The sequence below is a fragment of the Streptomyces sp. CB02261 genome (genome assembly GCF_001905665.1).
In the GTDB taxonomy this organism is placed as follows: Bacteria; Actinomycetota; Actinomycetes; order Streptomycetales; family Streptomycetaceae; genus Streptomyces.
This window is the reverse complement of record NZ_LIVX01000004.1, coordinates 633,779-645,685: the sequence shown is the minus strand read 5'-3', so window position 1 is coordinate 645,685 and position 11,907 is coordinate 633,779. Positions and strand designations below refer to the sequence as shown.

The 11,907-nt window shown below is 72.2% G+C and carries 10 protein-coding genes and 1 pseudogene; 5 read left to right on the top strand and 6 right to left on the bottom strand.

What is annotated here, in order from left to right:
• Positions 1–125: 125 nt before the first annotated feature.
• From AMK29_RS16270 to AMK29_RS16260, 3 genes are read right to left on the bottom strand one after another with little or no spacing between them, the layout of a single operon-like run.
• Positions 126–875 carry a succinate dehydrogenase/fumarate reductase iron-sulfur subunit gene (locus AMK29_RS16270; RefSeq protein ID WP_073813376.1) on the bottom strand — a complete coding sequence of 250 codons (750 nt, stop codon included), beginning with the start codon at positions 873–875 and terminating at the stop codon, positions 126–128.
• Positions 872–2,818, bottom strand: a complete 1,947-nt coding sequence (locus AMK29_RS16265) for a fumarate reductase/succinate dehydrogenase flavoprotein subunit (RefSeq protein ID WP_073813374.1) — start codon at positions 2,816–2,818, stop codon at positions 872–874. Before AMK29_RS16265 ends, AMK29_RS16270 begins: the two co-directional genes overlap by 4 nt.
• A gap of 1 nt (position 2,819) precedes the next feature.
• A complete protein-coding gene (locus tag AMK29_RS16260; RefSeq protein WP_073813372.1) occupies positions 2,820–3,545 on the bottom strand; it encodes a succinate dehydrogenase in 726 nt (241 codons plus the stop codon).
• Between the two features lie 96 nt (positions 3,546–3,641).
• Between AMK29_RS16260 and AMK29_RS16255 the strand changes: the two genes are divergently transcribed.
• Both AMK29_RS16255 and AMK29_RS16250 read left to right on the top strand, forming a co-directional pair.
• Positions 3,642–4,544 (top strand): LysR family transcriptional regulator, encoded by a 903-nt coding sequence (locus tag AMK29_RS16255; RefSeq protein ID WP_073813858.1) that lies wholly within the window; start codon positions 3,642–3,644, stop codon positions 4,542–4,544.
• Between the two features lie 337 nt (positions 4,545–4,881).
• Positions 4,882–5,532 (top strand): annotated as a pseudogene (locus tag AMK29_RS16250) (hypothetical protein); the annotation flags it as partial.
• A 160-nt stretch (positions 5,533–5,692) separates the two neighbouring features.
• On the opposite strand, the gene AMK29_RS16245 reads toward AMK29_RS16250, so the two are convergent.
• Both AMK29_RS16245 and AMK29_RS16240 read right to left on the bottom strand, forming a co-directional pair.
• Positions 5,693–7,855, bottom strand: coding sequence for a putative bifunctional diguanylate cyclase/phosphodiesterase (locus AMK29_RS16245; RefSeq protein WP_073813370.1), 2,163 nt, complete (start codon positions 7,853–7,855; stop codon positions 5,693–5,695).
• Positions 7,852–8,664: an SAM-dependent methyltransferase gene (locus tag AMK29_RS16240; protein WP_073813368.1), complete on the bottom strand. Its 813-nt coding sequence runs from the start codon at positions 8,662–8,664 to the stop codon at positions 7,852–7,854. Before AMK29_RS16240 ends, AMK29_RS16245 begins: the two co-directional genes overlap by 4 nt.
• Positions 8,665–9,204: 540 nt before the next feature.
• Between AMK29_RS16240 and AMK29_RS36165 the strand changes: the two genes are divergently transcribed.
• The 3 genes from AMK29_RS36165 to AMK29_RS16225 all read left to right on the top strand — a co-directional run bounded on the left by AMK29_RS36165 (position 9,205) and on the right by AMK29_RS16225 (position 11,303).
• Positions 9,205–9,798 carry a hypothetical protein gene (locus AMK29_RS36165; protein WP_198942269.1) on the top strand — a complete coding sequence of 198 codons (594 nt, stop codon included), beginning with the start codon at positions 9,205–9,207 and terminating at the stop codon, positions 9,796–9,798.
• 18 nt (positions 9,799–9,816) lie between these two features.
• On the top strand, positions 9,817–10,581 hold the full coding sequence (locus AMK29_RS16230; protein WP_073813366.1) for a bestrophin-like domain: 765 nt from the start codon (positions 9,817–9,819) through the stop codon (positions 10,579–10,581).
• A 167-nt stretch (positions 10,582–10,748) separates the two neighbouring features.
• Entirely contained in the window at positions 10,749–11,303 is a 555-nt protein-coding gene (locus AMK29_RS16225) for a hypothetical protein (RefSeq protein WP_073813365.1), read from the top strand.
• A 114-nt stretch (positions 11,304–11,417) separates the two neighbouring features.
• Here the strand turns inward: AMK29_RS16225 and AMK29_RS16220 are convergent, their stop codons facing one another.
• On the bottom strand, positions 11,418–11,903 hold the full coding sequence (locus AMK29_RS16220; RefSeq protein ID WP_073813364.1) for a hypothetical protein: 486 nt from the start codon (positions 11,901–11,903) through the stop codon (positions 11,418–11,420).
• Positions 11,904–11,907: the final 4 nt, after the last annotated feature.

Below are 11,907 nucleotides of genomic sequence, written 5' to 3'. Positions count from 1 at the left end.
CGCACAGGACAGGAGCACCCCGGAGCGAAGATCTTACGGAGAAAGTGATCTTTCCGTGAAGGATCTTTCGTCCCGGGGTGCGGGGTGTGGCGGGGCCCACGCCTTCAGACTGTCCGGATCCGGTCTCAGCCGCGACCGGCCTTGCGCCGCGCCCGCAGCCACTCCCGGTTCATCGCCGTGATCGACGGCAGCGGGATCCCCTTCGGGCAGGCCGTCGCGCACTCCCCCGTCAGGGTGCAGCCGCCGAAGCCCTCGGCGTCCATCTGACCGACCATGTCGAGGACGCGGGACTCGCGTTCGGGGGAGCCCTGGGGCAGCACGTTGAGATGGTTGATCTTGGCCGAGGTGAAGAGCATCGCCGAGCCGTTGGGGCAGGCCGCGACGCACGCCCCGCAGCCGATGCATTCCGCGTGCTCGAAGGCGGAGTCCGCGTCCGCCTTGGGGACGGGGGTGGCGTGGGCCTCGGGGGCCGCGCCGGTGGGTGCCGTGATGTAGCCGCCGGCCTGGATGACGCGGTCGAAGGCGGACCGGTCGACGACCAGGTCCTTGACGACGGGGAAGGCGGAGGCGCGCCAGGGCTCGACGTCGATGGTGTCGCCGTCGCGGAAGGAGCGCATGTGGAGCTGGCAGGTGGTCGTGCGCTCCGGCCCGTGCGCGTCGCCGTTGATGACGAGGCTGCACGCGCCGCAGATGCCCTCGCGGCAGTCGTGGTCGAAGGCCACCGGGTCCTCACCGCGCAGGATGAGGTCCTCGTTGAGGGTGTCGAGCATCTCCAGGAACGACATGTCGGCGGAGATGCCGTCCACCTCGTAGGTGGACATGGCGCCGGGGGCGTCGGCGTCGCGCTGGCGCCAGACGCGCAGGGTGAGCTTCATGCGTAGCTCCGCTGGGTGGGGTGGACGTACTCGAAGGTGAGGTCCTCCTTGTGGAGGACCGGCGCGTCGCCGGTTCCGCGGAACTCCCAGGCGGCGGCGTACGCGAACGCGTCGTCGCGGCGGGCGGCCTCGCCGTCCGGGGTCTGGGACTCCTCGCGGAAGTGGCCGCCGCAGGACTCGGCGCGGTGGAGCGCGTCGAGGCACATGAGCTCGGCGAGTTCCAAGTAGTCGACGATGCGGTTGGCCTTCTCCAGGGACTGGTTGAACTCGGCGCCCGTGCCGGGGACCTTGACGCGGCTCCAGAACTCCTCGCGGATCTCGGGGATCCGGGCGAGGGCGGTGCGCAGTCCGGCCTCCGTGCGGGCCATCCCGCAGTACTCCCACATGAGTTCGCCGAGTTCGCGGTGGAAGGAGTCGGGGGTGCGGTCGCCGTCCACGGAGAGCAGGAGGTGGAGCCGGTCCTCCGTCTCGGCGAGCACCTCCCGTACCGCCGGGTGGTCGTCGGTGACGGGTTCCGTGCGGGGGTGGCGGGCGAGGTAGTCGTTGATGGTGGCGGGGAGGACGAAGTATCCGTCGGCCAGGCCCTGCATGAGGGCGGAGGCGCCGAGCCGGTTGGCCCCGTGGTCGGAGAAGTTGGCCTCGCCGATCGCGAAGAGGCCGGGGACGGTGGTCTGGAGGTCGTAGTCGACCCAGAGTCCGCCCATCGTGTAGTGGACGGCCGGGTAGATCCGCATGGGGACCTCGTACGGGTTCTCGGCGGTGATCCGCTCGTACATGTCGAAGAGGTTGCCGTACCTCTCCTCCACCGCCGCCCGGCCCATGCGGCGGATAGCGTCGGCGAAGTCGAGGTAGACGCCCTGGCCGCCGGGGCCGACGCCGCGGCCCTCGTCGCAGACGTTCTTCGCGGCGCGGGAGGCGATGTCGCGGGGGACGAGGTTGCCGAAGGAGGGGTAGATCCGCTCCAGGTAGTAGTCGCGTTCGTCCTCGGGGATGTCGGCGGCGGGGCGGGTGTCGCCCTTGGCCTTGGGGACCCAGATCCGGCCGTCGTTGCGGAGGGACTCGCTCATCAGGGTGAGCTTGGACTGGTGGTCTCCGGTGCGCGGGATGCAGGTGGGGTGGATCTGGGTGAAGCAGGGGTTGGCGAAGTACGCGCCGCGCCGGTGCGCCCGCCAGACGGCGGTGGCGTTGGAGTTCATCGCGTTCGTCGACAGGTAGAAGACGTTGCCGTAGCCGCCGCTGGCGAGGACCACCGCGTCCGCGTAGTGGGTGGAGATCTCGCCCGTGATCAGGTCGCGGGCGACGATGCCGCGGGCCCGCCCGTCGACGACGACGAGGTCGAGCATCTCCGTACGGGCGTGCATCTCGACGTTTCCGGCGGCGATCTGCCGGGACAGGGCCTGGTAGGCGCCGAGGAGGAGCTGCTGGCCGGTCTGGCCGCGGGCGTAGAAGGTGCGGGAGACCTGGACGCCGCCGAAGGAGCGGGTGTCGAGGAGGCCGCCGTACTCGCGGGCGAAGGGGACGCCCTGGGCGACGCACTGGTCGATGATCTCGACGGAGATCTGGGCGAGGCGGTGGACGTTGGACTCGCGGGCGCGGAAGTCGCCGCCCTTGACGGTGTCGTAGAAGAGCCGGTGGATGGAGTCGCCGTCGTTGCGGTAGTTCTTGGCGGCGTTGATGCCGCCCTGGGCGGCGATGGAGTGGGCGCGGCGCGGGGAGTCCTGGAAGCAGAACTGGACGACGTGGTAGCCCTGTTCGGCGAGGGTGGCGCCGGCGGAGCCGCCGGCGAGGCCGGTGCCGACGACGATGATCCGGTGCTTGCGGCGGTTGGCGGGGTTGACCAGCTTCGCCTGGAAGCGGCGGGTGTCCCAGCGTTCGGCGACGGGTCCCGCGGGGGCCTTGTGGTCGACGACCGGCTCACCGGTCGTGTAGTCGAGGAAGCTCATGTCAGCCCACCACTCCGGTCATGACGGCTACGGGTACGGAGATGAAGCCCACGGTCAGGACGAGCGCGAGGCCGTTCGCGAGGCCGCGGAGGAGCCGCTCGCGGCGGGCGCTGCCCACGCCGAGGGTCTGGGCGGCGCTCCAGAACCCGTGGCGGACGTGGAGGCCGACGGCGAGCATGGCGACGATGTAGATGACGTTGCCGTACCAGGTGGAGAAGGTGTCGACGACGTTCTGGTAGGGCCTGCCCTCCTCGAAGCCGCCGGGGTGGACGGTGCCGGTGGTCAGGTCGAGGACGTGCCAGACGATGAAGAGGGCGAGGATGACGCCGCCCCAGCGCATGGTGCGGGTGGCGTAGGAGGCGCGCCGGCGGCGGTGGACGTACGCGGTGGGGCGGGCCCTCAGGTCGCGGCGGCTGAGCTGGTACGCGCAGACGGCATGGGCCACGACGGCGGCGAGGAGCACGATCCGGACGAGCCAGAGGGCCCACCCGTGGTGCAGCACCGGAGCGCCCATGACCCGCAGCCAGTGGCCGTAGGCGTTGAACTCCTCGGGGCCGAAGAAGACCTTGAGGTTGCCGGCGACGTGCGCGACGAGGTAGCCGAGCATGAGCAGCCCGCTGACGGCCATGACCGTCTTCTTGCCGAGGGTCGATGACAGGAATCCGCGTGACGGTGTGGGGGACGGCGGGCGGCCCGTCGCCTTGTCCCTCGTGGGTGCCAGAGCCATGCCTACGACGCTAGGGCCCAAGGACCCGAGAGGTCCAAGACATGGTCCGGCTGATCTCGATAGGTACCACCTATGCACATCGCCTACGCTGGGCTCATGCAGTTCCAGCAGCTCCTCTACTTCGTCGCCGTGGCCGAGACCCGGCACTTCACCCGGGCCGCGGAGCGGGTCCACGTCTCCCAGCCCTCGCTCTCGCAGCAGATCAAGGCCCTGGAGCAGGAGCTGGGCGCCGAGCTCTTCAGCCGCGCCCGGGGGAACATCACGCTCACCGACGCGGGCGAGGCGCTGCTGCCGCTCGCCCGTCGCATCCTCGCCGACACCGAGACGGCGCGGATCGAGGTGCAGGAGCTGGCCCAGCTCAAGCGGGGCCGGGTGCGGCTCGGCGCGACCCCGAGCCTGTGCACCGGACTGCTGCCGGACGTCCTGCGGGCCTTCCACGATCTGCACCCGGGGATCGAGCTCCTGATCGAGGAGAGCGGCTCGCACGATCTCGTACGGGAGCTGGCGCGCGGGGCTCTCGACCTGGCGCTCGTGGTGCTGCCGCTGCCGACCCCGTCGCCGGCGCTGACCACGGTCGAGCTGCTGCGGGAGGACCTGGTGGTGGTCTCGTCCGCGTCGGCGCCGGCGCCGCGCCGTCCGGTGCGCATCGCGGACCTCAGGGACCAGCCGCTCGTGATGTTCCGGCACGGCTACGACCTGCGGGAGCTGACCGTGGGCGCCTGCCGGGCGGAGGGGTTCGAGCCGACGTTCACGGTCGAGGGCGGCGAGCTGGACGCGGTCCTCGGTTTCGTACGGGCCGGGCTCGGGCTCGCGGTCGTCCCGGCGATGGTGGCGGCGCGCGCGGGCCGGGACCTGCGGGTGACCGCCCTCGCCCGGCCCGGCCTGCGGCGGACGATCGCCCTGGCCCACCGCAGCGACGTGGCTCCCCCGAGGGCGGCACGGGAACTCCAGCGGATGCTGCTCGCCTCGCGCCGCGGCCGGGCCGGGGAACCCGCCTGACCGGGCCGGACCGCTCCGACGGGGGAACTCCGGCCGACCCGGCCGGGCCGCGCTACGACCGGGAAACCCGACCGACCAGACCGGGCCACGCTCCGACCAGCGCACCCCACCGACCAGACCGGACCGATCCGGCCGGGTGGACATCCGCGGGCGGCAGGCGCGGGGCGGCTGCGAGCATGCCCGCATGGCCCACGCTCTCGAACACCTGGTCCTCCGCCACACCCGCCGTCTCCCCGCCCCGACCGGCCCGGCGGGGGACGGGGCCGCCGCCGCGCGCCGGTTCGACGCGGCCCTGATGACGGCGGGGTTCAAGCTCTCGGGCGAGCTCCTGGAGCCTCTGCCGGCGCTCGTCATGGACGCGGATCACGCACCCGTCACCTGGCTGTCGTACACGGCTCTGAGCGACGTCGAGGGCACCCACTCCGGTGACATCACCGAAGCGCCGGACGGGGCGTCGGAGTTCATCGACATGCGGCTCGGGGCGGTGCGGGGATGCTTCGTCGTCCCGCAGGTGCACGCGTTCGCGGGGGAGGGTTTCGACGAGGCCGCCGAGTGCTTCTTCGGCTTCATGCTGCGCGAGCCGGAGCAGCGGGGCCGGCCCTTCGAGCCGCGGACGGTGCGGATGAAGTCGGACCTGCGCGGGGCCGGCCGGGTCGCGCTGCCGCTCGCCTTCCGGCGGGACGAGGAAGGCCGCTGGTACGCGCACTGGCTGCACGTGTACCTGCGGGGGCAGCCGGCGGCGAACCGGGTGGAGGAGCACCGGGTGTCGATCGCGGTCCTGCTGCGCGGTCTGCTCGGCCGGTCTCCGCTGACGGTCGGTCATCTGGTGGCGCTGATGGAGGAGTCGGGGGGGCGGACCACCCTGTGGGACGGGCGTACGGTGCCGGAGGGCCCGGTCACGTACATCGCTCTGGAGCGCCCGGTCGGCCTGGCTCCCGGCTCCCGCGCGGTCACCCCCGAGAAACCGCGCGACCTGATCCCCGCCTGAGCGTTACGGTCGTCGCGGGGTGAGGCCATGGAGGGGCTTCCTTCTACATCGAAACCCTTTTACGGTCTGTAGCCTCTCCGCTTCCCTCGCCCCGTCCGCTTCGTCCCGGCCTCCCCGCTTCGGCGGGGAGGCCGGTGTCGTACGGGCCCGGGGTGCGGGCTCAGACCGCGTCCGCCAGGAGCAGCGAGTGGATGCGGTCGGGGGCGCCGGGGCGGGCGTAGTACCAGCCCTGGGCCGTGTCGCAGCCGAGGTCGCGGAGCTGGCGGGCCTGGGCCCCGGTCTCCACGCCCTCGACGGTGACGGCGAGTTCCAGGCTGTGCGCCAGGGAGACGATCCCCTCGACGATCTTGATGTCGACCGGGTCCACCGGGTGCTGCTGCATGCCCCGGGTGAAGGAGCGGTCGAGCTTGAGCACGCTCACGGGCAGCCGGCGCAGGTTGGCCAGGTTCGAGTAGCCGGTGCCGAAGTCGTCGAGCGCGATGTCCACGCCCATCTCGGCGAGCTGCCGCAGCGGTTTGAGCAGGTCCTCGTCGGCGCCGATGAGCGCCGACTCGGTCACCTCCAGGCAGAGCGCGCCCGGGTCGAGCCCCGACCGTTCCAGGACGTCGACGGTGTCGGCGACCAGGCGCGGGTGGTGCAGCTGGGTCGGAGAGAGGTTGACGTTGATCCGCAGCGGGCCGCCGTCGGCGTGCCGGGTCTGCCAGAAGCGGGCCTGCCGGACGGCCTCCTGAAGCACCCAGCGGCCGAGCGGCACGATGAGGCCGGTGTCCTCGGCGAGCGGGATGAAGCGGTCGGGGCCGAGCACCCCGTGCTGCGGGTGGCACCATCGGACGAGCGCTTCGGCGCCGTGGACGCTGCCGTCGCCGAGGTGGACGAGCGGCTGGTACTCGATGAAGAACTCGCCGCGCTCCAGGGCGGTCGGCAGGGCCGTGGTGAGGCCGTGCCGGGTGATGGCACGGGCGTCGGCCTCCGGGTCGGCCAGCTCGAAGCGGTTGCCGCCCGCCGACTTGGCCCGGTACATGGTGATGTCGGCGCTCCGCAGCACCTCGGCGGGGGTGCGCTCGCCGGCCGGGCCCTCGACGACGCCGAGGCTGCCCCGGACGGTCAGTTCGCGGCCGTCGATGCGGAGGGGGGTGGAGAGGGCGGTGAGGATGCGGTCGGCCAGTTCGGTGACGTCCTGTTCGCCGACGGCGCCGGTGGTGAGGGCGACGAACTCGTCCCCGCCGAGCCGCGCCACCATCTCGCCGGAGCCGGTGACGCAGCTCTGGAGCCGGTCGGCGACCTCGACGAGGAGCCGGTCGCCGGTGGAGTGGCCGAGGCTGTCGTTGATGACCTTGAAGCCGTCGAGGTCCAGGTAGCAGAGGCCGAAGCGGGCGTTCTCGCCGGGCGCGAGCGCCTTCTCCAGGCGTTCGAAGAACAGGGTCCGGTTGGGCAGCCCCGTGAGCGCGTCGTGGGTGGCCTCGTACCGCAGGCGCAGATGGAGCAGGCGCCGCTCGGTGGTGTCCTCCATGAGGGCCAGCTGGTACTGGGGGTTGCCCTCGGCGTCACGGAGGAGGGAGACGGTGAGATTGGTCCACAGAACCGTTCCGTCACCTCGGTAGTACGGCTTCTCGACGCGGTAGTGCTCCCGGTCGCCGCGGACCAGCTCGTCGTACAGCTTCCAGACGTGCGGGCCGTCCTCGGGGTGGACCCACTCGCTGACGTTCCGGCTGCGCACCTGGCCCTCCATCCCGCCGAACATGCGGGTGAGGGTCTCGTTGACCTCCAGGACGTTGCCGTCGAGGTCGGCGATGCCGATCCCTATGGCCGCCCCGTCGAAGACCGCGCGGAAGCGGCTCTCGGTGGCGTGCAGGGCGATCTCGGCGGCGCTGCGGGCGGCGAGCGCGGAGCGGGCGATGGCCTCCTGCTCGGAGCGGGTCCGCTCGCGCAGGGCCGCCGCGTAGCCGGTGGCCATGGCGTGCTGGAGGCGGGAGCAGCGGGCCCGGAGCTCCTCCGCCGGGAGGTCTCCCTCCTCACCGCAGTAGAGCACCAGGTACGAGTCGACCACGCCGAGGCTGCGGCCGAGCGCGTCCGGGTCGGTGCAGTGGGCGGCGACGAGGGCGGCGCCGGCTCGATGGGCCGGGGCCGTGTCGAAGGGCCGGGCGTGCAGCGCGTCGCACAGGGTGCGGGCCAGCGGCAGCAGATGCACCTCGAACTCGGCGCGGGTCAGGGAGGTGGCGGTCACCGGGAAGATCGCGCGGCTCCAGATGGTGACGAACCGCCTGAGTCTGTCCTCCGGGCCGTCGGCTTCGGCTGCGCCTGACGGCTGCGACGGGACCTTCACGCCGTGCGCCCCACCCCTGCGAACCCGGAGAAGGCGTACGGATCCTCCTCCTCGACCGGACTCTCCGGTCGCCAGTGGGGCATCGGGACGAGGCCGGGATCGAGCAGCTCGGTGCCCTCGAAGAAGCGGCTGACCTCGTCGCGCGAGCGCATCACCAGGGGGCTGCGGATGTTCCGGTAGACCCCGACGGTGCCGCCGGCCTGCTCCTCGGAGAGCGGGATGCCCTCGTACGAGGCGTGGGTGAGGACGAGGAGGCTGCCGGGCGCGAGGGCGCCGAGCAGTTCGGTGACGGCCTCGTGCGGCTTGTCCTCGTCCTCCAGGAAGTGGAGGACGGCGACGAGGAGCAGCGCCACCGGCCGGTCCAGGTCGAGGAGCCGGGTCACCTCGGGGCTGTGCAGGATGTCGGCCGGCTTGCGGAGGTCGGCGGCGACGACCGCGGCGCCCTCGTCGTCCCCCAGGACGGCGCGGCTGTGGGCCACGGCGACCGGGTCGTGGTCGACGTAGACCACGCGCGCGGCGGGGTCGGCGGCCCTGGCGACCTCGTGGACGTTTCCGAAGGTGGGTATGCCGGATCCGATGTCGAGGAACTGGGTGACGTCGTTGTCAACGGCGTGGCGGACGGCGCGCCGCATGAAGGCACGGTTCGCCTGCATGATCTTGGGCAGGCCCGGCATGAACTCCATGGCCTTGCGCGCCGCTTCCCGGTCCACTTCGAAATTGTGCGAGCCGCCCAGATAGAAGTCGTACATACGGGACACGCTCGGCACCGAAATGTCGATACCCGGCGGAGCCCAGGCGGGACGCTCCATCAATGTCTCCAACAAGTCGCCATGGGGGATGCGGCCATGTGTTCGCGGCCGGTGTTCGAGGTGAGGCTACTGATCGCCCGCCGGGAGAGCGAGTAGAAACGGAAATTCGCGGTCCGTTCTTGGTCACACGCCATTGGCACGTGCTCCCGAAACGAAGAGTTCGCGCCTTCAGACCGTGCATGTTCACGTGCATCTGAGTGTGCGTCCGCTCTTCGGGCGGTGGTGGCTCCCTCCGGTGGGCCCTCAGGTCCCGTCCGTACCTCGGTCGTTGTCGTCCTCGCGGCCGACCGACGGTGCAGGATGCCTCGTCCATCATCCCTCGCGACAGGGCGACAACCGGACAGATATCGCTCCGGAGGCCGGAACACGTGGGCTCGGCCGTCTTCCGGAATCACGGCGCGCGCGGAAAGCCGAGCATCGCGCCGTATCCGCCCCCCGGGTGGCGAAACGTCAAACCGGCGCCTCGGGAGATGCCCACCATCCGGCGAATCCCGCCGGATTCCGCCCCGACACGCCGTGTCAGTGATCAAGCTCGACGGCGTGTCTCTGTACGGATCACTCCTCGCGCGGCCGCTGGCGGCCCTGGCACTCGTGTGGCTCCTCGCCGCACCCGTGCCCGCCGCCGCCGACTCCTGCGCCTACGCCACCACCGGCCCCGAGGGGTCGAACACCTCGGTGGCGGTCGTCGGGCCGGGCGCCTGTTCACCCAAGCCCACCCCGCCACCGCCGCCCTCGCCGCGGCCCACCACGCCCGCGCCCCGGCCGACGCCCGAGCCTCCACCCCCGCCGGTCACGGCGCCACCCCCGCCTCCCGTACGGACGACGACGCCGGCTCCTCCCCCGGCCGCCACCACCACGGCACCGCTGCCCCGGCCTGCGTCCCCCACCCCACCCACCCCGCCCGCCACGGAGCAGCCCGAGCGTGCTCCGGCGTCCGCCCCGCCGCCCCCCGCGCCGGCGCCCCCGCCCACCGTGCGGCCACGGCCGCCGGCGGCCGGGCCCGTCGCACTCCCCCACTACCGCCGCACGTCACGGCCCCAGCCGAAGGGCAGCACGTCCGTCGTCACCATGACGCTGGTGATCATCGCCCCCGCGGTCCTCGCGACCGCCATCCTGCGCCCCCGCTCCCGCTGATCCCCGCCGGAGGAATCCATGTCTGAATGGCTTGTTCTCACCCTTGCGATGGCCGCCGCGTGCGCCGTCGTGCTCACGATCGTCGTCATCAACCACCGTCGGATCCCCGAGGACGACGATCCCAGCGAGACCCCGGACGTCATCGAGTACATGACGATGATGATCGGCGTGATCTACGCGATCGTGCTCGGTCTGGCCATCGCCGGCGTCTGGGAGGCCCGCGGGGCCGCCCAGGAGACGGTGCGCCAGGAGGCACAGGCGCTGCACGAGATCTCGGCCCGCGCCCAGGTGTACCCGGAGGACGTCCGGGCCCGCATCCGGGCCGACGTCGACACGTACGTCCGCTACGTGGTCGACGAGGAGTGGACCTACATGGCCGAGGAGGGCGCGCTGAGCGAGAAGGGCACCGAGCTCCTGGAGCGGGTCCGGCGGAGCGTCACCGACTACCAGCCGGCCAACGACTTCGAGGGCCAGGCCTACCAGCCCCTGGTGGACCAGGTGGCGGTGGCCGACGACGCCCGGGGGGCCAGGGGGCAGAGCGCGGGGGCGACCATGCCCGGGGTGGTGTGGTTCGGCCTGATCATCGGAGCCCTGGTGACGGTCGGCCTCATCTTCACGCTGCAGATCCGCAGGACCGGCCGGGAGGTGCTGCTCGCCGGACTCTTCAGTGTGCTCATCGCCTTCCTGCTGTTCCTGATCTGGGACTTCGACGCGCCGTTCGGCCGGGGCATCTCGGCCACGGCCGCGCCGTTCACCGATCTGTTCCCGCAGCTCACAGGGTGAGGCGGGGGGGCCGAATGGGCCGCACGGGGGACACGCGTGCCCCATTCGCCCGCCTGGGATCGCGGTTGTGGTAGTGCGCTTCTAGCGTTTCGGACATCGAGGTGCACGCAAGGACTTCGGCGGAAACCCCCTTCCGCGGCTGCTCCTCGGGACCCGGAGGATTCACCATGCGCGCGATACGTGCCGCGTCCACTGCCTTGCTGGGGGCGGCCGCCCTCGCCCTGGCCGTCCCCACCGCCCTCGCGGCGGACGGTGCCCCCGCGAGCGACCCACGGGCCCAGCGGGCCAAGGCGCCGGGCGACTTCGTCGTGTCGCCCTCGCTGGTCGCCCCTGGCGGCCGGGTGACGCTGAGCGCTCCCGGCTGCGCCAGCACGGCGACGGCCTCGGCCGGCATCTTCGACACCGTGACCATCGCGCCGAACTCGGCCGCGACGGCCACGGTGGACTGGGACGCCCGGCGCGGCGCCGTGTACACGGTGTCGTTCAACTGCACCGGCGGAGTGCAGGACACCGTCGATCTGACGATCAGCGGCATCCCCTCCGCCACTCCGACGATCCGGTCCACCGTGCTCACTCCCCCTCGCGGGGTGCAGGGCGGCGTCGGCGGCTCGGTCGGCGGGCTCGAACCGATCGAGGTGGCCGCGGGTGCGGCGCTCGTCCTGGCCGCGACCGCGGGTGGCGTCTACGTGATCCGTCGCCGCGCCGCGGCCCGTCGCCACTGAGCGGGCGTCGTGGACCGGAGCGGTGCCCGGCGTCCCCGGACGCCCGTCGCCCCCGGGTCCCGGCAGGGACTCGGGGGCGACGGGCGTGGCGGGCCGACCGGGAGGTTCGGCCGGTCAGACCCCCGCGCCGGTCATACGGCGGCGGCGCGCGATGAACAGTCCGCCGCCGAGCGCGGCCGCGGCGACCAGGCTGCCGCCGACGGCCATCTCGGTGGAGCTGGGCGCGAGCGAACCGCCGATGCCGCCCGCCGCGCCGCGGCCCGCGAGGACGCGGAACGGGTGCGTGACCACACGGGTGCTGTCGCTGCACCTGACGGCGAGGTTGTAGTTGCCGGGAGTGGCGTTGTTGTTGACGCGGGCGATGGCGCTGGACAGCCCGTTGGAGTTCACCGACAGGTTGGTCGTGGGGAAGGCGTTGGACGTGACGGTGCCACCGTGCCCGCAGCCCTTGGCGGTGATCGTGATCGTCGACCCCGCGTGGACGTCGTAGGGGTTGACCTGGACATTGCTCGGCCCGTTGGTGGCGACGGCGAGGGGGGCCCCGAGCCCGACCGCAGCGATTGCGGTGGCGGTCACCGCCAGAGTGCGTGCAGCACGCATGGTT